Here is a 20,969-nt window from a genome sequence, read left to right on the forward strand (position 1 = left end):
AAAACTGGGATTTTGGATATGTTAAAAGAATTCAAGGCGTTTATCGCCAAGGGCAACGTCATGGACATGGCGGTCGGGATCATCGTCGGCGCGGCCTTTACGGCCATTGTAAAGTCGATGGTTGCGGACCTAATCAATCCGATCATCGGGATTTTCACGGGTGGTCTCGATTTCACGAACCGCTTTATCGTGATTTCTGGAGACGTCGCGCGTGGCACCTCGCTTGAGGCGGCGCGGGAAGCAGGGGCCTCCATCTTCGCCTACGGATCGTTCCTCATGGCTGTGATCAACTTCCTGATCATCGCTGCCGTTGTCTTCATGCTTGTGAAGTTTGTGAACAAGGTCAAAGATGCCGCGATTGCGGAGGAAGAGGCAGCGCCTGCGCCAGAAGAACCCAAAGGGCCGACAGAACTGGAGGTTCTGCTGGAAATTCGAGACGCTCTGAAGAAAGAGGCGTGACACCCAAAAAAGATGGCTCGCTGCAGGCGCAACGAGCCATCTTTGTGGCCGGAGCCACGAGGGACACACAATCATTGAACGCACAGGGCATTTCTTTCCGTCGCGGTTTCTGGACATTTTTGAGAATTGAAAGAAGAGTGCGCCATCGGGGACTTTTACGGGAGAACTGAGCGTGGAAATCAAATTGGACGAAACAGATCGCCGCATTTTACGGATTTTGCAGCGGCGCGGTCGGATTTCGAACGCTGATCTTGCGCAAGAAGCTAATGTGTCGAGTTCCGCGTGCCATCGACGTGTTCAGCGGCTCGAAACCGAGGGTGTGATCCGCGATTATGTTGCGCTGCTCGACCCGCGCACACTCGATCGTCGTTCGACGGTTTTCGTTGAAGTCACGCTGACCAGTCAGGCTGATGAAATTCTCGCGGCCTTCGAGAAGGCCGTGCGGAAGGTGCCGGACGTGCTCGAATGTCATCTCATGGCGGGGAAAGCTGACTATATTCTCAAGGTCGTCGCGGCGGACACGGACCACTTTGCGGAGCTGCATCGCCAGCTCGTGAGGTTGCCTGGAGTTCAGACGATGCAATCGTCGTTTGCGATGCGCACCGTCTTCAAAACCACGGCTCTGCCCGTCTAACGCATTGCGCATTGCGACAAAGGTCGTAGTTTGGGTGCCGACCGATGCTGTGCTAGGTTTTTCTGGTCCGACTTTGGGAGGAGGCGGCAAACATGTCACGCATAACACACGCAGATCACGTCATTTCAGCTGTCGAATCGGGGACAGTAGGAACTCGCCTTACAGCGAGCTGGAGACGTTCGCTCAAAAAACATGGGCTCGACCCGTTTAAATCACATTCGGTGCGGCGCTTTTCCGACGTGGAAATTCGCGCCCGCCGCGAACGGCTTGGCTCGTTCATGGAACTCGCATCGCCGAAACTCGATCAACTGTTCCAGATGGTCGGAAACACCGGGTGTTCGGTCTTGATGACCGACCGCGACGGTGTCGTTCTCGACCAGCGCTCGAAAGATGCCGACACGGATACATTCCAGAGCTGGGGTCTCTGTAGCGGTGCGGTTTGGTCCGAGGAGCAAGAGGGCACCAACGGCATTGGAACCTGTCTCGCGGAAGAACGTCAGGTCACCATTCATCGCGACGAGCACTTCTTGCCACGCAATACGCTCATGTCCTGTATGGATGCGCCGATTTTCGGGCCGGATGGCAAGTTGATTGCGGCGCTCGATGTCTCGTCCTGCCGCGCAGATCAGACTGAGGCCTACGCGCGCCTGATTCAGGGTGTCGTGGCGCAGACCGCGAAACAGATCGAGATTGATACTTTCCGCGCGGCTTTTCCGAAGGCACGCATCATCACAGCGCCCGAAGATCGCCCGGAGGGCGCGGTGCTTTTGGCGGTGGATCAGGACGATCTGGTGATCGGGGCAACCCGTGCTGCGCGCCGTGCCTACGGGCTTGGGCCGACTGTGTCCTTTGACCCGATGCCGGCCTCCGACATCCTTGGCCGCGACTCGACAGAATCGGCTCTCGAACGTGCGGAGCGTGCGGCCCTCAAGCGGGCGATTGCACGGGCTGGCGGCAACATGTCTGCGGCTGCCAGAGAGCTCGGAATTGGTCGCGCAACCCTCTATCGCCGTATGAAACGCCTCGGAATCGGGGAGTACGGAGAAAACTGAGACACATCTGTCTCACCCCTGAGACATTGCCGCGGTGCGGCGTTTGTTCTCGGGGGTGACGCAGGCAGGGAACAACGTTCATCCTCTTTGCATACACTGACGTCGAGGAGCGTCAGGCCAACCGAGGAGGAAATACATGAACGTTCAAGCTGACGCACAGGCGAAATACGCCTCGCCATTCAAGCAGCGCTACGACAACTTTATTGGCGGCAAACCGACCCCGCCGGTAAACGGCCGCTACTTTGACAACATCACGCCGATCACCGGTGAGAAAGTTTGCGAAGTCGCCCGTTCCGACGCTGCCGACATCGAACTCGCACTGGACGCTGCACACGCTGCGAAAGCGGCTTGGGGTGCAACCTCTGCTGCCGAGCGCTCCAACATCCTGCTGAAAATCGCAGACCGCATCGACGAGAACCTCGAGCACATCGCAACCGCAGAGACCTGGGACAACGGTAAGCCGATCCGTGAAACGATGGCTGCTGACATTCCGCTGTCCTCCGACCACTTCCGCTACTTCGCAGGCGTTCTGCGTGGTCAAGAAGGCACCATGTCCGAAATCGATGCGGACACCGTTGCTTACCACTTCCACGAGCCGCTCGGCGTTGTGGGCCAGATCATTCCGTGGAACTTCTCCGTTCTCATGGCGGCTTGGAAACTCGCACCGGCTCTGGCTGCAGGTAACTGTGTTGTCCTGAAACCGGCCGAGCAGACCCCTGCTGCAATCATGGTGATGATGGAGCACATCGCAGACCTTCTGCCCGCAGGTGTTCTGAACATCGTGAACGGCTACGGTGCCGAAGTGGGCGCGCCGCTCGCACGGTCCTCGCGCATCGCGAAAATCGCATTCACCGGCTCGACCCAAACCGGCCGCATGATCATGCAATACGCCACCGAGAACCTCATTCCGGTGACGCTCGAGCTCGGCGGCAAGTCCCCGAACATCTTCTTCTCCGACGTGATGGCTGAAGACGATGCATTCCTCGACAAAGCAGTCGAAGGCTTCGTGCTCTTCGCCTTCAACCAAGGTGAGGTTTGCACCTGCCCGTCGCGTGCTCTGATCCAGGAAGACATCTACGATGAGTTCATCAAGCGTGCGATTGCCCGCGTTGAAGCCATCGTTCGTGGCGACCCGCGTGACATGGCAACCATGGTTGGCGCTCAGGCTTCTCAGGAACAGCATGACAAAATCATGTCCTACCTGCAGATCGGTCGTGACGAAGGCGCAGAAGTGCTCACCGGCGGTGACGAAGAGCATCTCGGCGGCGACCTTGAGAACGGCTTCTACATCAAGCCGACCATCCTCAAAGGTCACAACAAGATGCGCGTCTTCCAGGAAGAAATCTTTGGCCCGGTTGTGTCCGTCACGACCTTCAAAGACGAAGCCGAAGCTCTCGAGATCGCAAACGACACCATGTACGGCCTCGGCGCCGGTGTCTGGTCCCGTGACGCAAACCGCTGCTACCGCTTTGGTCGCGCCATCGAAGCAGGCCGTGTGTGGGTGAACAACTACCACGCTTACCCGGCTCACGCTGCCTTTGGCGGTTACAAGCAGTCCGGTATCGGTCGCGAAACTCACAAGATGATGCTGGACCACTACCAGCAGACCAAGAACATCTTGATGAGCTACAACCCGAACAAGTTGGGCTTCTTCTAAGTCCTCCTTGTCCCCCTGCGGGATCTGTGCCTCCTCCCCCTCTTCTGCAGTCACAGATCCCGCAGCCCTTATCGAAAGGCCGGACCATGACCATCGACCGCGTGATCGCCACCGAAGCAGCAAAAGAGCTCTTGGCCGAGATCGTCGCCGATCATGGTCCGGTCATTTTTGTTCAATCGGGCGGCTGCTGTGATGGCTCCTCTCCGATGTGTTTCAAAGATGGCGACTACATGATCGGCTCACGTGACGTGAAGCTGGGCGAGATCGAAGGCGCGCCGGTCTACATTTCCGAATCCCTGTTCGAGATCTGGCGAAACAGCCAGATGATCCTCGACGCAGGCAAAGGCCACGGGGCCGGCTTCTCCCTCGATACAGGCCGCGGAAAATGCTTCCTCTCCAAAGCGCGTGTGTTCACGGATGAGGAATATGAGGCGCTAAAAGCCGTCGAAAGCGCTTAATCGTCTCGCGATTGTCACAGATTCTGACTCTTTCCGCTTTCATTAGACATAACGCATCAAACCCGTTAAAGGGGGCAACTTGAGCGCCCGTTGGCGCCCCCTGATTGGATTCCCGTGATGCTAAAGCCCCTCTCCGACGCGCTCGCCGAGCGTGGATATGAAACTCTGACCGATGTGCAGACCGCTGTCACCGCGCCCGAACTCGTGGACGCGGATTTGCTCGTGTCTGCGCAGACAGGGTCCGGCAAGACCGTGGGCTTCGGCCTCGCGATCGCGCCGACACTGTTGGGTGAGGCAGAGCATTTCGACCGGGCCGAGGCACCGCTGTCGCTCGTCATTGCGCCGACGCGGGAACTCGCGATGCAGGTCGCTCGCGAGTTGGGCTGGCTCTACGGCAAAGCAGGCGCGCGCATCGCGACCTGTATTGGCGGGATGGATGCCCGCAACGAACGCCGTGCCCTCGAACGCGGTGCGCATATCGTTGTCGGGACGCCCGGTCGTCTGCGCGACCACATCACGCGTGGGGCTCTCGATCTGACCGCGATCCGTGCGATTGTTCTCGATGAAGCGGACGAGATGCTCGATCTCGGCTTCCGCGAAGATCTCGAATTCATGCTCGGCGAAGCACCGGAAGAGCGCCGCACGCTGCTCTTCTCTGCGACGGTGTCGAAATCTATCGCGCAGATTGCTCAAACCTATCAGCGCGACGCCGTCCGGATTTCCACGATTTCCGAAAAGGCTCAGCACACCGACATCTCCTATCAGGTGATCCAGTGCGCGCCGCGTGACTCCGAGCACGCGATCATCAACATGCTGCGCTACCACGATGCGGAAACCGCGATCGTGTTTGCGAACACCCGTGCCGCTGTTGCACGTCTGACCGCGCGTTTCTCCAACCGCGGCTTCTCTGTCGTCAGCCTCTCCGGTGAGCTGTCTCAGGACGAACGCTCCCACGCGCTCCAAGCGCTTCGTGATGGTCGTGCGCGTGTCTGCGTTGCGACCGACGTCGCTGCGCGCGGGATCGACCTGCCCAAACTTGACCTCGTGATCCACGCGGATCTGCCGACCAACACCGAAGGTCTGTTGCACCGATCCGGCCGGACGGGTCGTGCAGGTCGCAAAGGGATTTCCGCGCTTATCGCGCCGGACAACATCTCGAAAAAGGCGATGCGCCTTCTGCGCTGGGCGAAGATTGAAGCAGAATGGACCTATGCACCGACGGCTGAAGACATTCTGGAGCTCGACGAAAAACGTCTGATGGACGACCCGGCGTGGCAGGAAGAAATCACCGACGGTGAAAAGGCGTTCGCGGCCAAGATGCTCGAAACCTACAGTGCGGAGCAAATCGCTGCTGCCTGTCTGCGTCTGTACCGTGCGGGCCTTTCCGCCCCCGAGGAACTGAACGCCCACACCGCTCAGCGCCCACAAGATCCGCGTGCTGCGTTCGGTCCGTCGAAATGGGTGTCCCTGTCCGTCGGGCGTCAGCAGAATGCGGAACCGCGCTGGCTTTTGCCGCTGCTGTGCCGTGCTGGCGGGTTGGAAAAGGCCCAGATCGGTAAGATTCGCATGGAGGACACGGAGACCTTCGTGGAATTGCAGGAGTCTGCAGCCGGCGGGTTCATTGACCGGATCGGCAACGGCGGTGTTCTTGAGGACGACATCACAGTGACCGCGCTTGAGGGCGCACCGGCATTCTCCAAAGAGCGCCGTAGCCCTGCGGGTCGTCCGCAGAAATCCGGTCCGAAGGGTAAGCGGAATTTTGACAAGCCGCGCGGCAATACGTCGTCGGCGGAATATCTGGAAGAGCGCGAGAAGCCGTCGTTCGACAAGAAGCCGGCCGGTAAAAAGCCTTACGAGAAGAAACCCTACGAGAAGAAGCCCCGCAAAGAGCGGGACGACGCGACGCACGCACCAGCAAAGCCGCGCAAACCGCGCCACGGTGCAGAGGGTGGAAAGCCAAAAGCGAAATACGACAAGCCAGGCAAGCCTGGTGGGAAATTCGCGAAAAAGCCGCACCGCAAAGGCGGCAAGCCTCCGCAAAAGGGCGGCGACGCGACACCGCGCCGTAAGGGATAACTCCACGCACCAAATAAAATCTGAATTCCAAAAACAAACCCCCGGAGGCCTGAGCTTCCGGGGGTTGTATTTTCTTTGTCCCGTGAGGGACCGCTCGAAACGTCGCTCTTAGAGCATACCTTCGCGCTGAGCTTTTTTACGAGCCAGCTTGCGAGCACGACGGACGGCCTCGGCCTTCTCGCGCGCTTTCTTCACGGACGGCTTCTCGAAATGTTGCTTGAGCTTCATTTCACGGAAAACGCCTTCACGTTGAAGTTTTTTCTTCAGAGCACGGAGTGCCTGATCGACGTTGTTATCACGAACGCTAACCTGCATGTGGTGTCACCACCTTCCTAAGTTAGATTTGCAAGAGATTGCAGGAAGTGGCCATATAGCAAAGCCAAGCTACCTTGTCTACTATGCCCCGAGACCCGAAAGAGGACAAAGAGATGCCAACCACCGCTTATCCTGATCCGACGCTCGAAAAGCTGCTCGATGCCGCCCTGATTCACGTGGTTTTCGACGGTTGGGGGCCTGAAACTTTCAAGGCGGCTGTCGCTGATTCGGATGTTTCCGAAGGTTTGGCGCGAGTTGCCGCGCCGCGTGGGTCGCTCGATCTGGCGGCTGCCTATCACAAGCGCGGCGATCGCGAGATGGTCAAAACCCTTTCCGAGACAGACCTTTCCGAGATGCGGTTTCGGGACCGGATCGCCTATGCTGTCTGGCTTCGTTTGCAGAGCGTGGATCGCGAAGTGGTCCGTCGCGGCATGTCGCTTTTCTCTCTGCCGCACACGGCTGCTGAGGGCACGCGCCTCGTTTGGGAAACGGCAGACGCGATATGGACGGCGCTCGGAGACACATCTGATGATGTAAACTGGTACACAAAACGCGCGACGCTCTCCGGCGTGTTTGCGTCCACGGTTCTGTTCTGGCTCGGTGACGATAGCGAAGGCTTTGTTGACACCAAAGCGTTCCTTGATCGCCGGATTGACGATGTTATGCAGATCGAAAAAGCCAAAGCGACGGTGCGCGAGAACAAGGCGCTCTCCGCGATGTTTGCCTTGCCAAATGCGGTTCTTTCGATGGTGAAAGCGCCCGCGGGCGCGCTCCGTGACGATGTGCCGGGAACGCAGTCCGAAGAGACAACATCATGAGCCTCCCAACAGAGATGCGCGCGATTGAGATTTCGACGCCCGGCGGTCCGGAAGTTCTGAAACCCTGCACGCGCCCTGTGCCGCAACCCAAAGCCGATGAGATCGTGATCAAAGTAGCTTATGCGGGTGTGAACCGACCCGACGCGCTACAGCGTGCTGGTCTCTACAATCCGCCGCCAGATGCGTCCGATTTACCGGGGCTGGAAGCGTCCGGTGAAGTGGTTGCTGTTGGTGCCGCTGTGTCTGACTGGGTTGTCGGTGATGAGGTCTGTGCTTTGCTGCCGGGTGGTGGCTATGCGGAATATGTCGCGACGCCTGCGGCTCATGCTTTGCCGATTCCGATGGGGTTGTCGCTAAAAGAGGCTGCCTGTCTGCCGGAAACGTTCTTCACTGTATGGACCAATGTGTTTGATCGTGGCGGTCTTGAGGCCGGTGAGCGTTTTCTTGTTCACGGTGGTTCCTCGGGTATCGGCACGACTGCCATTCAGTTGGCGCGCTCGTTCGGCGCCCGCGTGTTTGCGACTGCAGGCAGCGCGGAGAAGTGCGACGCCTGTCTGAAGCTCGGGGCAGAACGCGCGATCAATTATCGCGAAGAGGATTTTGTGGAAGTCCTTAAAGGCGAGGGTGGCGCGAATCTCATTCTCGATATGGTTGGTGGCGATTACATCCCGCGCAACATTCGTGCTTTGGCGATGGAGGGTCGTCTCGTGAACATCGCGTTCCTGCAAGGCTCCAAGGCTGAGCTGAATTTCGCGCAGATCATGATGCGACGCCTGACGGTGACGGGTTCGACGCTCCGACCGCAATCGGACGCGTCGAAGGCCAAGATTGCGGAGGCCCTTCTGGCGCGCGTCTGGCCCCTCATCGAATCCGGTCAAGTCGGCCCGATCATGGATAGTGAGTTTGCCTTGGAGGATGCGGCCAAAGCGCATGCCTATCTGGAGACCAACGCGCATATCGGGAAGATCGTCTTGAAGGTCTAAGGTCTTAGGGATCAATCGCCTCAAAAAGGGCGTCGTCTAGCGTGCAATCTCTGATCACGTCCGCTCCGCATTCACGCGGCTCCAAGTCGCGCGTCAGGCAGATGCGCACTTCCTGAATGCGATAGTCCTTGCAGGTGACAGTGATCTCGTCTGGATCAAGCCCCTCATTTTCTTTGAGAAATGCCTCTTCGACGATGGAGGCCGGCAGCTTCACATCCTGTGTCAGGTTCCGAAAGACCAGCGGACGTGTAACGGAGTCATATGCGTCTCGCGCGGTGTCGAGGTATTCCTGCGCAGGAAGTCCCGAGCACCGACCGTGTTTCTTCCACTGATACCACGCGGCGCCATCTGTCCCCATAATGTCTTCCATCGCAGCGGTTTGGCGCTTTGACGGGTCCGTCTGAGAGGTATGGCAATAGGCGGGCCAGCCGGTTTCATACTGCGGCCACAGGCCGTGGAGCACCCAGCCGAGAGGGCGGTCACATTGCGGAGAATTGCGTGCGTCACCTTCTAGCGCACACCACGTCGGGGACCATGAGAGAGCGAGGACATAGTAGTCAAAATCGCCCGCCGGCTCGCCATCTGCCCAAGCAGCGCTGGTCGAAATGGACATGGCGCACGTCAAAGCAGTCACGATCCGTTTACGCATTTTCTCTTCCCTCTTTTGCTTTTCGGCACTATACAACCCTCAAGTTCCCCGACAACGAGAACCATTCCCAGACGGGGATAGCCCTTTCAGGCGACGGAGAAGTTGTATCCGGGGAAGAGCCGAATTTTAAGGAGTGTGACCCATGGCAAAACCGATCATGGCAAAAGCCACCGCCGTCTGGCTGGTTGATAACACCACGTTGAGCTTCAAACAGATCGCCGATTTCTGCGGCCTGCACGAGCTTGAAGTTCAAGGCATCGCTGACGGTGATGTTGCTGGCGGTGTGCGCGGGTTTGACCCCATTGCGAACAACCAGCTGACGGCAGATGAGATCAAAGCTGGTGAGGACAACCCGCTTCACCGTCTGAAACTCAAATTCAACGCTGCTGCGACCGGCGAAGAAAAGCGTCGCGGCCCGCGTTACACTCCGCTGTCCAAGCGTCAGGATCGTCCGAACTCGATCCTGTGGCTCGTGAAGTTCCACCCGGAGCTGACCGACGGCCAGATCGCGAAACTCGTGGGCACCACGAAGCCGACGATCCAGTCGATCCGCGAGCGCACGCACTGGAACATCGCAAACATGCAGCCGATCGATCCGGTTGCTCTCGGCCTGTGTAAGCAGTCCGAACTCGACGCAGCCGTTCAAAAAGCCGCGAAGAACCGCGAAGCCGGCATGACCGACGACGAGCGCCGCAAGCTCCTCTCCACCGAGGATTCTCTGGCTGCCGAAGCAGAGCCGAAAATCCCGACGGCGATCTCCGGTCTCGAAGCCTTCTCCCTCTCCGGTTCGGATGACGAAGAAGAAAAAGACGAGAGCGTTCCGGATGCGGACAGCTTCTTCAACCTGCCTGATAACGGGGACGACGAAGACGAGGATTGATCCTCTCTCGTTCCATCAGGACCGCAATTTGAGACCCCTGCCGGAGAAATCGGGCGGGGGTCTTTTTTATCCACTTTGATGCGGCTCAAGGAGGGTGAAGGCGCGTCGGAGTAAGACGCAAGGCAAGTCACTACTTCACGGGGATTGATCGATGTGCCTCGCCTATCCAATGAAAGTCGTCTCGCGTGACGGCATAAACACCGCAACCTGTGAAAAGGATGGCGAGCTGCACTGCGTGGATACGACGTTCTTATCAGAGGTTCAGATTGGTGATTGGGTCACGGTGCATCTCGGGATTGCGCGTGAGGTGATGACAGAGGCAGACGCCCGCCAAATCCTCGATGCGCTGCACGCGCTGGACATGGTCAAGCAGGGCGAAACGCAGGTCGATCATCTGTTTGCGGACCTCATCGGGCGGGAGCCGCCGCGGCCTCCGAGCGCCGACTCTGACTAAATTTATAGGCTTTGCGCATGAGATTTTGCGTCATGCGCATTAGGAAAGTTGGTTTCCGGTGTTGGTGTTTGGTTGGTAGGCGAGTTTTCGGTTTTTGGGCGGGCCGAGAGGCGCCATGTCGATCTGAATCTCTATTTTATTATTTAGTTTCAATGTTCTGAGCGATTAAGGCTGGGTTCTCAGGGTTCTTTGTGCAAGACATGACCACGTTTGTCCTAGCGCAAAGTTTTCGGACCTCGGATTAAAATATTCTCAGAATGTAATATTTGCGAAAGTCTGGGAGGCGAACTTGGACACGGCAAAGCATTTGGGCCATCTGAACGTGCTCGTCATGGGTGTTGGAAACTCACTTTTGACGGACGAGGCGGTGGGTCCGCAGGCGATCAAACGGTTTCAAGAAGCCTACGGCGAACTGCTAGGCGTCAGCCTGCTCGACGCAGGAACGCTCTCCTTCACCCTCGCCGATGAGATTGGCGCAGCAGATGCTTTGATTGTGTTCGATGCGGCGCGACTGAATGCGACGGTGGGCAGCGTTCGGGTCCTTGAAGGCAAAGAGATGGACGACTTTGTCCGCTCCGGAAAGCTCACCGTGCATGAAGTCGGCCTGACAGACCTTTTGGACATGGCGCGGATGACGGGAGACTTGCCCGCCCGTCGCGCCTTGGTCGCGATTGAGCCAGCGCATGTTGGATGGGGATTGGAACTCAGCCCCGCGGTTGAGGCCGCCATGCCCACGGCGATCCAGATGGCGCACGACGTTCTGAGCCGCTGGAACGCGGAATGTGTGGAGGCCGCGCAATGACCGATCTGACACTCAAAGACTTCATGCCGAAACCCGAAACGGGCAACGTCATCCTGCTCCTCAACGAAATTCGCCATGCCCTGCGTCATCTCGCAGAGACCGGAGAACCCACGACGATTGATCTGAGCGGAATCCCGATGACCAAGGCGGAAACCGAAGAATTCGAAGCCGCACTCGGCACGGGCGAAGTGCACGCGGAGATCGACGCGGGCGGACCTTCTGAGGTCATTGAAACGAGCTTTGCCGGTGTCTGGCGCGTGATCCATCGCGCCTCCGAGGAAATGACCCTCGCCCGTTACATCGAGGTCACCCGAATTCCCGAAATACTGGTCGCGCACCCGTCCGACATGCGCGCCGCACTGACCCGTCTCGAAGCCAGATTGGAACTTTCCAGCGAGGAGGAGGCCCTATGACAAAAACCGATTTAACCTTAGGGGATCGACTACAGGCGCGAGGTGTCTCGCGGCGGGCCTTCCTCAAATATTGCGCGACCACTGCTTCATTGCTCGCCCTGCCGCCAACCATGGTGCCGCACATTGCGAACGCCCTAGAAAGTCAACGGCGACCGTCGGTCATCTGGCTCTCCTTCCAGGAATGCACGGGCTGCTCTGAGTCGATCTTGCGATCCAATACGCCGTCGATTGAGAGCATGATCTTCGAGACCATCTCGCTCGACTACCACCACACGATCATGGCCGCCTCCGGCCATCAGGCCGAAGAAGCCCGCAAGATCGCGATGGAAGAGAATTGGGGCAACTACCTCGTGATCGTCGACGGCTCTGTGCCGACCGGCAACATGGGCTATTCCACCACGGCGGGTGAGAGTAACATCGACACGCTCAAACACGTCGCCGAGGGCGCGGCCGCGATCGTTTGTATGGGCACCTGCTCCGCATTTGGTGGCATTCCTTATGCGAACCCGAACCCGACCGATGCGGTCGCCGTTTCTGACGTGATTAAGGACAAGCCCATCGTCAATGTTCCGGGCTGTCCGCCGATCCCCGCCGTTATGACATCCGTTCTCGCGCATTACCTCGCCTTCGGTGAGTTGCCGGAGCTTGATCACCTGAACCGGCCCAAAGTTTTTTACGGTCAGAATATCCACGACCGCTGCTATCGCCGCCCATTCTATGAACGCGGACAGTTTGCAGAAAGCTTTGATGATGAGGGCGCCAAAAAAGGCTGGTGCCTCTACAAACTCGGTTGCAAAGGCCCGACGACCTACAACGCCTGCGCTGTTCTCAAATGGAACGAGGGCACGAGTTTCCCAATCGAAGCCGGTCACGGGTGCCTCGGCTGTTCCGAGCCGAACTTCTGGGATGCGGGTAGCTTCTACAACCCGCTGTCCACGGCCACGCATCTCGATGCCGGAACCGTTGCTTTGGCCGGTGCTGTCGGCGTCGGCGTTGGCGCTGCGGCTGGTGCAGCCGCCCGCAGCCAGCAGAAGAAAATCAAAGCCGCACCCGCGAAAGCGTTCACCCCAACAAAAGCCGAGGAGGAGAGCCAATGACATTGCTCGAATTCGCGCGTGGCCCTGCGCTACAGTGGGCTGCTGTGATCTTTGTCATCGGGATGCTCTGGCGCACCTTGGGGCTGCTTTTGATGCTGCGCTCAAGACCTCTTTCGAAGGACCGTAAAAAGGGTCTGGCTGGCGCTGGCGTGAAAACGATGTTCTCGCGCTTCTTGCTCCCGAAAGTCTTCGCAAAGCGCGTTGGCTTCCAATACTTGCTTGGCTGGATTTGGCACGTTGGCTTCGTGTTGACGGTGTTCTTCTTCCAGGTCCATGTGATGTTCTTCAAAGGTCTCGTCGGCTTTGGCTGGCCCGCACTTCCGAACTCCGTCGTCCTTCCGGTTGCCGCCGTTTCGCTCGGCATTCTCGTGATCCTGCTCGTGCGCCGGATGACGAACCCGATGCTGCGCTACATCTCTAACTTTAACGATTATTCGAGCGTGATCGTCACGATCCTGCCGTTTGCGACAGGCTTCGCGACCTTCACCCACATCGGGGTCCTGCCCTACGAAACACTGCTCGCGCTGCACTTCCTGTCCGTCGCGCTGCTGCTCGTGTGGTTCCCGTTCTCGAAATTGTTCCATGTCATAACCGTGCTCCCGTCCCGCTATATTCTGGGAGTGAAATTCTGGCGTCGGGGGGTTGAAGCATGACCGAAGTCATCACCAAACAAGAACGCGAGGAAGCCTTTGCCATGTTCTACGGCATGGCGGCGAGTATCGGCGAATTGGCCGACCCTGCCCCTGAAATGACTGACGAGGAACGTGTCGAACGCGCCAAGGAGGTCTTCCTCAAAGGCATCGACAATAACGTCGCGGTGCAGCTTGATGCATGCCTCCACTGCGGCGCGTGTGCGCAGGCTTGCCAGTTCTTCATCGGAACCGAAGACCCGAAATACACGCCGATCCACAAACTCGATCTGCTGAAGAAGGTCTACAAACGCGAACTGAGCCCGCTGAGCTGGCTGCTCAAGCCATTCACACCGGATATCACAGTGGAAGACCTGCGGAACCAGGTGGAGCTTGTCTATGACAGCTGCACAATGTGCGGGCGCTGCAATATGGTTTGCCCGTCCGCGATCAACATCGGCGATCTTGTGTCGCTGAACCGCTCCGCGATGGCGGCGGCGGGTCTGGCTCCTGCCGAATTGCGTTACATGCGGGATGGTCAGGAGGCCGATGGCACGATCTTTGGGGCCGACGAAGACCTGTTCATGTTCCGCATTCAGGACATTCAACAGAAGCTCGGTTTCGAGATCCCGCTGAATAAGAAGGGCGCGGATGTTCTTCTTATGACGTCCGGCCTCGATATTCACCTCTTCGCAGACGCGACGGGTGGGGCCATTGAGACTCTGCATCATATGGGCGTGGACTACACTCTCGCGACAGACGCATATGAGGGGGCGAACTTCGGGTCGTTGTCTGGGTATGACGCGACCAAGAAAAAGCTGACCAAGCACAGCACCGAAGCCATCGAAGCACTTGGCGTGAAAACCGTAATCGTGCCGGAATGCGGTCACTCCTATCCGGCGCTACGTTTCGGCGCGGCGGAGGCCATGGGGCGTCCTGTCAATTTCGAGGTGATGACCGTGTCCGAATACTTCGGGCGTGCCGTGATGGATGGTCGTCTGAAGCTCGAAAAGAAAAGCCACCCGAAACCGATTGCGCTGCATGATCCGTGCAAGGTTGGTCGTTGGGGCGGCGTGTTTGATGAGCCGCGCGAGATTCTCAAGGCCTGCGGATATGACCTGCACGAAACTGAATCCAACCGTCAGTATAACTTCTGCTGCGGCGGCGGTGCAGCGAACTTCCTGTTGCCGTCTGCCGACAAACTCAAACGCGTTGGCTACCGTGTGAAAATGGGCGAGATCGAAGCCGCTGGTGCCGAAGAGCTCGTCGTGTCCTGCGGATCCTGCCGGATGAATTTCGAAGTCGGCAAAGTCAAAGCAGGCGACTCTATTCCAGTCGAAAGCCTCGCCGCCATCATTGCAGCACACCTTCCGAAAAAAGAGACAGTCGAGGGAGATAAGGTATGAGCGAACGTATCGTTGTCGATCCTATCACACGGATCGAAGGGCATTTGCGCATCGAGGCGCAGATGGACGGCGACAAAATCGCCTCCGCCTACTCCTCCGGGACTTCTGTGCGCGGGATCGAAGTTATCCTGAAGGGCCGCGACCCACGCGACGCTTGGGCCTTCGCGCAGCGGATTTGCGGGGTTTGCACATTGGTGCACGGCATGGCCTCTATTCGGTCTGTTGAGAATGCGCTGAACTATGAAATTCCGCAGAACGCGCAGATCATTCGGAACCTGATGATCGCAGCACAGTTTGTGCATGACCACGTGATGCACTTCTACCACCTGCATGCGCTAGATTGGGTGGATGTGGTTTCCGCGCTTGATGCTGATCCGAAAGCAACTTCGGAACTGGCGCAGTCGATCTCCAAACATCCGATGTCCTCGCCCGGATATTTCGCCGATGTTAAGGCACAATTGAAGGGCTTTGTCGAAACCGGACAGATCGGGATTTTCGCGAATGGCTACTGGGGCCATCCGGGTTACAAACTGCCACCCGAAGCCAACCTCATGGCCGTCGCGCACTATCTCGAAGCGCTCAAATGGCAGCGCGAAATTGCCAAGCTGCACGCGATCTTTGGCGGTAAAAACCCGCACCCGAACTTTGTCGTCGGCGGCGTTCCTTCGCCGATTGATCTGAATTCGGATAGCGCAATTAACGCTGAAAAGCTGCAAAAAGTCGCTGATATTATCAAAATGGCACGCGATTTTGTCGAAAATGTCTACGTGCCGGATACTTTGGCCATCGGGTCTTTCTACAAAGACTGGGCGTTCAAAGGTGAGGGTCTCGGCAACTTCATGTCCTACGGTGAATTCCCCGCCGCAGGGTATGGCGATGCTTCGACTAATCTCGTTCCGGCAGGCGTGATCCTCGATCGTGATCTCTCGACCATCCACGACATCGACCTGAATGCGCCGGACCAGATTGAAGAGTACGTGGCGCACTCTTGGTATGACTATGAAGGCGGGAAAGACAAAGGGCTTCACCCCTATGACGGTGAAACGGCCCTGAACTACACAGGTCCGCAGCCGCCTTACACACATCTCGATGTTGAGGGCGCCTATAGCTGGATCAAATCCCCGCGTTGGAAAGGGCATGCTGTCGAAGTCGGCCCGTTGTCCCGCGTCTTGATGATGTATGCCTCGGGTCATGAGCAGACGAAGGAGCTCGTCGATAGTTCGCTTCGGACGCTTGACCTTCCGGTTGAGGGGCTGTTCTCGACGCTCGGTCGGGTCGCGGCGCGGACGCTTGAAACCAAGGTCATCGTGGATGCGATGCAGGGTTGGTACGACGCCCTTATCGCGAACATCAAAGCGGGTGATACCAAGACGTTCAACGAGACGCTTTGGGAACCGTCTAGCTGGCCGAAGAAGGCGCAAGGCGTTGGGTATATGGAAGCCCCGCGCGGCGGCCTCGGCCACTGGATCGTCATCGAAGATGGCAAGATTGCCAACTATCAGGCCGTGGTGCCGTCCACATGGAACGCCGGTCCGCGCGACGAAAAAGGCCAGTCTGGCGCTTACGAAGCCGCGCTTCAGGACAACCACGTCATGGAAAATCCGGATCAGCCGCTCGAGATTTTGCGCACGATCCATAGTTTCGACCCATGCCTCGCCTGCGCTGTCCACGTGATGGACCCCGACGGCAAAGAGCGCCTGCAGGTCAAAGTCTCTTGATCCGTGTCCTGCACGGGGCATGGAATTTGAAAGGAAGAAGAAATGAGTGAACTTTTCTCATCAGAATGGATGGCCGGTTTCGCGAAAGAGTGGAATGCCGATCCTGCATTGAGCGGTGCTCTGGCGGAGATCGGGTTCAGCTCGACCATCGCCTACGGGTTCGCCGGAGATGACACTCCGAAAGGCGTTCTCGTGGTCGAAAACGGTCAAGCCGTCTCCTCCGGCGATTATGACGGGCAGGAACTCAACTGGGATATCCGTATGCCAGCCGCCAATTGGGATACATGGATGAAGAAACCGCCGAACATGATGACGCTCGGCGTGGCCTACACCACCGGTAAGCTGAAGTTCGTCGTTGGGGATTACTCCGCTATGATCAAAGACCCGCGCATGGCTGGACCCTTTATCAAGAGTTTTGCGGCTATGTCTAAGGTCGTCTGACGGCCAAACAGAGCACTCTTGATAGGAAACGCCCCCCGGCACCCGGTTGGAGGGCGTTTTCGATTCATAGACGTTTGCGCGCCGTGAGTGCTGCGGTGATCGTCCCGTCGTCGAGGTAATCGAGTTCTCCGCCGACCGGCACACCCTGCGCGAGGGAACTCACTGTGCAGCGCTCGCCCAATTCGTCAGAGATGTAATGGGCTGTCGTCTGACCGTCCACGGTCGCACTGAGTGCAAGAATAACTTCGCGAATATCCTCGTCGCGAACCCGCTGAACTAAGGCAGGGATACGCAGATCCTCTGGTCCAATCCCGTCGAGCGCAGAGAGCGTCCCGCCCAAGACGTGGTAGCGGCCTTTGAACACCTGCGCGCGTTCCATGGCCCAGAGATCGGACACGTCTTCAACGACGCAAATCTCGCCGGACGCCCGACGATCATCCGCGCAAATATCGCAGAGGTCGCCCGTGCCGATATTTCCGCAGCGGACGCATTCACGCGCATTGTCGGCCACTTGTTGCATGGCGGTCGCCAGTGGATGCATCAGGCGGCCACGTTTTTTGATGAGGTGCAGAACGGCGCGCCGCGCGGAGCGGGGCCCAAGCCCCGGCAACCGCGCCATGAGATCAATCAGATCTTCTATCTCTTGCCGACCGCTCACGCGTTGCCTCAGAACGGCATTTTGAAGTCTGCCGGAAGGCCGAGCCCTTCGGTCAGAGCCTTCATTTCGCTTTCGGCTTTCTCAGAGGCTTTCGCTTGCGCATCTTTAATCGCGGCGAGGATCAGGTCTTCCACAACTTCCTTCTCGGACGGCTGGAAGATCGACGGATCGATGTCGAGGCCAGTCAGCTGGCCTTTTGCCGTCGCTGTCGCTTTCACGAGGCCCGCGCCGGACTCACCGGTCACAGTCATCGTTTCGAGCTTTTCCTGCAGGTCAGCCATGTCTTGCTGCATCTGCTGCGCTTTTTTCATCATCCCGGCCATATCGCCGAGACCACCGAGGCCTTTGAACATTGTGGGTCTCCTAGAGTGTATTCGGGGATGGATCAGTTCTCTTCGAACGGATCCCATTCATCTTCGACTTCCTGAAGCGCATCCGTTGCTGCGGCAGCGGCGATGGCTTCGGGTGTCCGGATTTCTGCAATTTTCGCACCTGGGAAGAGTTCGAATACCTTCGCAACCATCGGGTGCTGTTTGGCTTCTTCTTCCAGAGCGCGCTGAGCCGCGTCTTTGACCTCGCGGATTGTCGTTGTGCCCTTGGGCGCCTTCGCAATCGTCACGCCCCAGCGATGGCCGGTGAAGGCGTGGAGGCGGCTTTGCAGGCGCTGCGCGAGGTCCGCAGGCGCGTCACCAGCTGGCTCGAATTCGATGAAACCCGGTTTGTAAGCGGCGATGCGCATATGGGTTTCCATGTCGATCTTGAGCTTCATGTCGCGGTGTTCACCGACAAGATCGACAAGACTCTCGAATGACGTGAAGCGGGCAAGGGCCACATCAGGTGCTTGGGCGGGGGCCGCGGCTGCACCTCCAGCGGACATTGTCGGGGCATGAACCGGACCGCGCGAGGAGGGCATCTGGCCGCCCTGCGCAGAGACACTCTCACCGTTTCCAGCCGGAGCGCCACCACCCGCAGGTCCGGACGGCGGACGCGGCGGCGGGTTCTGTTCGTTGAGCTTGCGCACGAGATCTTCGGGCAGTGGCAGGTCGGCGACATGCGTCAAACGGATGACCGCCATCTCGGAGGCCATCATGGCGTTCGGCGCGGAAGAAACCTCTTCGATTGCCTTCAAGAGCATCTGCCACATGCGCGACAGCACCCGCATCGGCAAACGAACAGACATGTCCAAACCGCGGGCGCGCTCATCCGGACCAATGGTCGGGTCTTCGGCGGCGGCTGGTGTAATTTTGATAACGGAGACCCAATGCGTGATTTCCGCAAGGTCGCGCAAAACGGCGAGAGGGTCGGCCCCATCGGCGTATTGTCCGCCGAGTTCTTCGAGCGCGCCAGCCGCATTTCCTGCCATGATCATATCAAACAGGTCGAGTACGCGCCCGCGATCTGCAAGGCCGAGCATCGCGCGGACCTGATCGACGGTCGTTTCGCCAGCACCATGGGAAATCGCCTGATCAAGGAGCGAGAGCGCATCGCGAACGGAGCCTTCCGCCGCGCGTGTGATGAGCGCAAGGGCATCCTGAGCAACCTCAGAGCCTTCTTTCCCTGCAATCGACGACAGGTGGTTCATCATCACCTCTGGCTCAATCCGGCGGAGGTCAAAACGCTGACACCGGCTCAGAACTGTAACCGGCACTTTGCGGATTTCGGTCGTTGCGAAGATGAATTTGACGTGGGCGGGCGGCTCTTCGAGGGTCTTCAACAGCGCGTTGAAGGCCGACGTCGAGAGCATGTGCACCTCGTCGATGATGTAGATTTTGTAGCGGGCAGAGGCCGCGCGGTAGTGGACGGAATCGATGATCTCGCGGATGTCATTCACACCCGTGCGGGATGCAGCGTCCATTTCCATCACGTCGACGTGCCGGCCCTCTGTGATGGCGACGCAGTGTTCGCACTCACCACACGGTTCGGTCGTCGGTCCGCCGTTTCCGTCCGGTCCGATACAGTTCATGCCTTTGGCGATGATGCGCGCGGTCGTGGTTTTGCCGGTCCCGCGAATACCCGTCATGATGAACGCCTGCGCGATCCGGTCGGCAGCAAAGGCGTTCTTGAGCGTGCGGACCATGGAGTCCTGACCGATCAGATCGGCGAAAGTCTCCGGGCGGTATTTGCGCGCCAGAACCTTGTAGCCGGTGTTGGTGTCGGTCATGTAGGTGCTCCCCTGCTTTGCGAGTTAAAGTAAGGGCGGGGGCCTGTCCCCGCAACCTCATTCGCAGTTCTGAGTTTGCTGGTCTTACTGGTCGCGCTTGGCGCTTTTGACCTTCTTCACGGATTTCACCATTTTCGAGAATTTCCGCCCGCGTTCCCGCGCCTCTGCGATGCTCTCGGAATTACGTGCGTCTTCTTCCATAAGCTTGCGCCAGCGCTCCAACCGCTCTTCGTCGAGATCACCGGCCTTAATCGCCGCTGTGATGGCACAGCCGGGTTCGGAGCGGTGCTGACAGTCGGAAAACTTGCACATCGTGGCGAGGTCCGTGATGTCCTCGAAAAGTGTCGCGATGCCTTCAGACGCATCATGCAGAGCGAGTTCGCGCATGCCAGGCGTGTCGATGAGCCAGCCACCCGCGTGCATGCGGTGCATGGAGCGGGACGTGGTGGTGTGACGCCCTTTCGCGTCGTCCTCACGAATGTCCCCGACTTCGATGTCCTCACCCGTGAGGCCGCGCGCGATGGTCGATTTGCCGACACCGGAGGACCCGACGAGCGCGATGGTCTGCCCCAATCCGCAGTAGCTTTCGAGCCGTGCGATGTCGTCCGGCGACTTTGCGTTGATCAGGAGGACTTCGGCCCCGTCGTAGAGATCTTTCGCGCGGGCCTCATAGGCCTCTGCGGCCATGTCCTCGGGTTTGTCCGCCTTGGTGATGACGATCACCGGAGTGGCCTCGGCCTCAATCGCGATGGCGAGATAGCGTTCGAGGCGGGCCTCGTTAAAGTCCTGATTGCAGGACGTGGTGATGAACAGCGTATCGATATTGGCGGCGATGAGTTGCGCCTGTGCGGCGAGACCGGCAGCCTTGCGCGAAATGACGGTCTTTCGGTCCAAGACGCGAATGATGCGCTCACCGTCCGTCAGCGCGAAATCACCTACGGCCATGTCAGTTGCGACGTGATCGCCCGTCAGAGCAATCTCGATCCGGTCCAAATTCGCATTCAGCGCCACGACAGAGCGGCGGCGCACTTCGGAAAGGCGAACGGGGGTCAGGGTTTCGGTCTCTACGAGATCGAGTTGGCCGTTGAAAAACTGGGACCAGCCCAGGTCGGTCAGGTTCGGGATCATGTTGCCACGCGCTGCGAAAGTTTCATCTATATTGCCGCGCAAAGGCATAAGAACAAGGCCGAAAGGGGCCGAGTGTTCGAG

The 20,969-nt window shown here is 58.4% G+C and carries 23 protein-coding genes; 17 read left to right on the top strand and 6 right to left on the bottom strand.

Annotation, left to right across the window (positions count from 1 at the left end):
- Positions 1-18: 18 nt before the first annotated feature.
- The 6 genes from mscL (at position 19) to LA304_RS12775 (ending at position 6,336) form a co-directional block, all read left to right on the top strand.
- A complete protein-coding gene (gene mscL / locus LA304_RS12750; protein WP_224503543.1) occupies positions 19-459 on the top strand; it encodes a large conductance mechanosensitive channel protein MscL in 441 nt (146 codons plus the stop codon).
- A gap of 178 nt (positions 460-637) precedes the next feature.
- Positions 638-1,093 carry an Lrp/AsnC family transcriptional regulator gene (locus tag LA304_RS12755; protein WP_224503707.1) on the top strand — a complete coding sequence of 152 codons (456 nt, stop codon included), beginning with the start codon at positions 638-640 and terminating at the stop codon, positions 1,091-1,093.
- A gap of 92 nt (positions 1,094-1,185) precedes the next feature.
- Positions 1,186-2,145 (top strand): GAF domain-containing protein, encoded by a 960-nt coding sequence (locus LA304_RS12760; RefSeq protein WP_224503544.1) that lies wholly within the window; start codon positions 1,186-1,188, stop codon positions 2,143-2,145.
- Between the two features lie 136 nt (positions 2,146-2,281).
- Positions 2,282-3,802 (top strand): aldehyde dehydrogenase, encoded by a 1,521-nt coding sequence (gene adh, locus LA304_RS12765; protein WP_224503545.1) that lies wholly within the window; start codon positions 2,282-2,284, stop codon positions 3,800-3,802.
- An 86-nt stretch (positions 3,803-3,888) separates the two neighbouring features.
- On the top strand, positions 3,889-4,260 hold the full coding sequence (locus LA304_RS12770; RefSeq protein ID WP_224503546.1) for a DUF779 domain-containing protein: 372 nt from the start codon (positions 3,889-3,891) through the stop codon (positions 4,258-4,260).
- A gap of 117 nt (positions 4,261-4,377) precedes the next feature.
- The gene (locus LA304_RS12775; RefSeq protein ID WP_224503547.1) at positions 4,378-6,336 is read left to right on the top strand and encodes a DEAD/DEAH box helicase; all 1,959 of its coding nucleotides are present in this window, start codon (positions 4,378-4,380) and stop codon (positions 6,334-6,336) included.
- A gap of 108 nt (positions 6,337-6,444) precedes the next feature.
- Here the strand turns inward: LA304_RS12775 and rpsU are convergent, their stop codons facing one another.
- On the bottom strand, positions 6,445-6,651 hold the full coding sequence (rpsU, locus tag LA304_RS12780; RefSeq protein ID WP_058263026.1) for a 30S ribosomal protein S21: 207 nt from the start codon (positions 6,649-6,651) through the stop codon (positions 6,445-6,447).
- Between the two features lie 113 nt (positions 6,652-6,764).
- On the opposite strand from rpsU, the gene LA304_RS12785 reads away from it, so the two are divergent.
- Positions 6,765-7,469 (top strand): COQ9 family protein, encoded by a 705-nt coding sequence (locus LA304_RS12785; RefSeq protein ID WP_224503548.1) that lies wholly within the window; start codon positions 6,765-6,767, stop codon positions 7,467-7,469.
- Positions 7,466-8,452 (top strand): NAD(P)H-quinone oxidoreductase, encoded by a 987-nt coding sequence (locus LA304_RS12790; protein ID WP_224503549.1) that lies wholly within the window; start codon positions 7,466-7,468, stop codon positions 8,450-8,452. The genes LA304_RS12785 and LA304_RS12790 overlap by 4 nt, the downstream gene beginning before the upstream one ends.
- A gap of 4 nt (positions 8,453-8,456) precedes the next feature.
- On the opposite strand, the gene LA304_RS12795 is transcribed toward LA304_RS12790, so the two are convergent.
- Complete coding sequence (locus tag LA304_RS12795) at positions 8,457-9,065, bottom strand: ribonuclease T2 family protein (protein WP_224503550.1); 609 nt, start codon at positions 9,063-9,065, stop codon at positions 8,457-8,459.
- A gap of 178 nt (positions 9,066-9,243) precedes the next feature.
- On the opposite strand from LA304_RS12795, the gene LA304_RS12800 reads away from it, so the two are divergent.
- From LA304_RS12800 to LA304_RS12840, 9 genes are all read left to right on the top strand, one after another.
- Positions 9,244-9,981 carry a DUF1013 domain-containing protein gene (locus LA304_RS12800; protein ID WP_224503551.1) on the top strand — a complete coding sequence of 246 codons (738 nt, stop codon included), beginning with the start codon at positions 9,244-9,246 and terminating at the stop codon, positions 9,979-9,981.
- Positions 9,982-10,132: 151 nt separating this feature from the next.
- Positions 10,133-10,435, top strand: coding sequence for a HypC/HybG/HupF family hydrogenase formation chaperone (locus LA304_RS12805; RefSeq protein WP_224503552.1), 303 nt, complete (start codon positions 10,133-10,135; stop codon positions 10,433-10,435).
- 289 nt (positions 10,436-10,724) lie between these two features.
- Positions 10,725-11,237, top strand: coding sequence for a HyaD/HybD family hydrogenase maturation endopeptidase (locus LA304_RS12810; protein WP_224503553.1), 513 nt, complete (start codon positions 10,725-10,727; stop codon positions 11,235-11,237).
- Positions 11,234-11,650 (top strand): hydrogenase expression/formation protein, encoded by a 417-nt coding sequence (locus tag LA304_RS12815; protein ID WP_224503554.1) that lies wholly within the window; start codon positions 11,234-11,236, stop codon positions 11,648-11,650. Before LA304_RS12810 ends, LA304_RS12815 begins: the two co-directional genes overlap by 4 nt.
- Positions 11,647-12,747, top strand: a complete 1,101-nt coding sequence (locus LA304_RS12820; protein WP_224503555.1) for a hydrogenase small subunit — start codon at positions 11,647-11,649, stop codon at positions 12,745-12,747. Before LA304_RS12815 ends, LA304_RS12820 begins: the two co-directional genes overlap by 4 nt.
- On the top strand, positions 12,744-13,400 hold the full coding sequence (locus LA304_RS12825; RefSeq protein WP_224503556.1) for a nitrate reductase: 657 nt from the start codon (positions 12,744-12,746) through the stop codon (positions 13,398-13,400). Before LA304_RS12820 ends, LA304_RS12825 begins: the two co-directional genes overlap by 4 nt.
- Complete coding sequence (locus tag LA304_RS12830; protein WP_224503557.1) at positions 13,397-14,782, top strand: (Fe-S)-binding protein; 1,386 nt, start codon at positions 13,397-13,399, stop codon at positions 14,780-14,782. The genes LA304_RS12825 and LA304_RS12830 overlap by 4 nt, the downstream gene beginning before the upstream one ends.
- Entirely contained in the window at positions 14,779-16,500 is a 1,722-nt protein-coding gene (locus LA304_RS12835; protein WP_224503558.1) for a nickel-dependent hydrogenase large subunit, read from the top strand. The genes LA304_RS12830 and LA304_RS12835 overlap by 4 nt, the downstream gene beginning before the upstream one ends.
- A gap of 42 nt (positions 16,501-16,542) precedes the next feature.
- A complete protein-coding gene (locus LA304_RS12840; RefSeq protein WP_224503559.1) occupies positions 16,543-16,941 on the top strand; it encodes an SCP-2 sterol transfer family protein in 399 nt (132 codons plus the stop codon).
- 64 nt (positions 16,942-17,005) lie between these two features.
- Here the strand turns inward: LA304_RS12840 and recR are convergent, their stop codons facing one another.
- From recR to rsgA, 4 genes are all read right to left on the bottom strand, one after another.
- Positions 17,006-17,599, bottom strand: a complete 594-nt coding sequence (gene recR / locus LA304_RS12845) for a recombination mediator RecR (protein WP_224503560.1) — start codon at positions 17,597-17,599, stop codon at positions 17,006-17,008.
- A gap of 8 nt (positions 17,600-17,607) precedes the next feature.
- Complete coding sequence (locus LA304_RS12850) at positions 17,608-17,952, bottom strand: YbaB/EbfC family nucleoid-associated protein (protein WP_224503561.1); 345 nt, start codon at positions 17,950-17,952, stop codon at positions 17,608-17,610.
- A 32-nt stretch (positions 17,953-17,984) separates the two neighbouring features.
- The gene (locus LA304_RS12855) at positions 17,985-19,760 is read right to left on the bottom strand and encodes a DNA polymerase III subunit gamma/tau (RefSeq protein ID WP_224503562.1); all 1,776 of its coding nucleotides are present in this window, start codon (positions 19,758-19,760) and stop codon (positions 17,985-17,987) included.
- 84 nt (positions 19,761-19,844) lie between these two features.
- A complete protein-coding gene (rsgA, locus tag LA304_RS12860) occupies positions 19,845-20,888 on the bottom strand; it encodes a ribosome small subunit-dependent GTPase A (protein WP_224503563.1) in 1,044 nt (347 codons plus the stop codon).
- Positions 20,889-20,969: the final 81 nt, after the last annotated feature.

This window comes from Celeribacter litoreus (assembly GCF_020165855.1).
Classification (GTDB): Bacteria; Pseudomonadota; Alphaproteobacteria; order Rhodobacterales; family Rhodobacteraceae; genus Celeribacter; species Celeribacter litoreus.

Bases quoted from the DNA above. Each gene is read 5' to 3' on its own strand.
- LA304_RS12850 (WP_224503561.1), bottom strand. From the start codon at position 17,952: ATGTTCAAAGGCCTCGGTGGTCTCGGCGATATGGCCGGGATGATGAAA.
- LA304_RS12835 (WP_224503558.1), top strand. From the start codon at position 14,779: ATGAGCGAACGTATCGTTGTCGATCCTATCACACGGATCGAAGGGCAT.
- LA304_RS12805 (WP_224503552.1), top strand. From the start codon at position 10,133: ATGTGCCTCGCCTATCCAATGAAAGTCGTCTCGCGTGACGGCATAAAC.
- LA304_RS12825 (WP_224503556.1), top strand. From the start codon at position 12,744: ATGACATTGCTCGAATTCGCGCGTGGCCCTGCGCTACAGTGGGCTGCT.
- LA304_RS12830 (WP_224503557.1), top strand. From the start codon at position 13,397: ATGACCGAAGTCATCACCAAACAAGAACGCGAGGAAGCCTTTGCCATG.
- LA304_RS12760 (WP_224503544.1), top strand. From the start codon at position 1,186: ATGTCACGCATAACACACGCAGATCACGTCATTTCAGCTGTCGAATCG.
- LA304_RS12800 (WP_224503551.1), top strand. From the start codon at position 9,244: ATGGCAAAACCGATCATGGCAAAAGCCACCGCCGTCTGGCTGGTTGAT.
- LA304_RS12855 (WP_224503562.1), bottom strand. From the start codon at position 19,760: ATGACCGACACCAACACCGGCTACAAGGTTCTGGCGCGCAAATACCGC.
- rpsU (WP_058263026.1), bottom strand. From the start codon at position 6,651: ATGCAGGTTAGCGTTCGTGATAACAACGTCGATCAGGCACTCCGTGCT.
- LA304_RS12795 (WP_224503550.1), bottom strand. From the start codon at position 9,065: ATGTCCATTTCGACCAGCGCTGCTTGGGCAGATGGCGAGCCGGCGGGC.
- LA304_RS12775 (WP_224503547.1), top strand. From the start codon at position 4,378: ATGCTAAAGCCCCTCTCCGACGCGCTCGCCGAGCGTGGATATGAAACT.
- LA304_RS12770 (WP_224503546.1), top strand. From the start codon at position 3,889: ATGACCATCGACCGCGTGATCGCCACCGAAGCAGCAAAAGAGCTCTTG.
- LA304_RS12785 (WP_224503548.1), top strand. From the start codon at position 6,765: ATGCCAACCACCGCTTATCCTGATCCGACGCTCGAAAAGCTGCTCGAT.
- LA304_RS12820 (WP_224503555.1), top strand. From the start codon at position 11,647: ATGACAAAAACCGATTTAACCTTAGGGGATCGACTACAGGCGCGAGGT.
- adh (WP_224503545.1), top strand. From the start codon at position 2,282: ATGAACGTTCAAGCTGACGCACAGGCGAAATACGCCTCGCCATTCAAG.
- LA304_RS12790 (WP_224503549.1), top strand. From the start codon at position 7,466: ATGAGCCTCCCAACAGAGATGCGCGCGATTGAGATTTCGACGCCCGGC.
- rsgA (WP_224503563.1), bottom strand. From the start codon at position 20,888: ATGATCCCGAACCTGACCGACCTGGGCTGGTCCCAGTTTTTCAACGGC.
- LA304_RS12815 (WP_224503554.1), top strand. From the start codon at position 11,234: ATGACCGATCTGACACTCAAAGACTTCATGCCGAAACCCGAAACGGGC.
- LA304_RS12840 (WP_224503559.1), top strand. From the start codon at position 16,543: ATGAGTGAACTTTTCTCATCAGAATGGATGGCCGGTTTCGCGAAAGAG.
- mscL (WP_224503543.1), top strand. From the start codon at position 19: ATGTTAAAAGAATTCAAGGCGTTTATCGCCAAGGGCAACGTCATGGAC.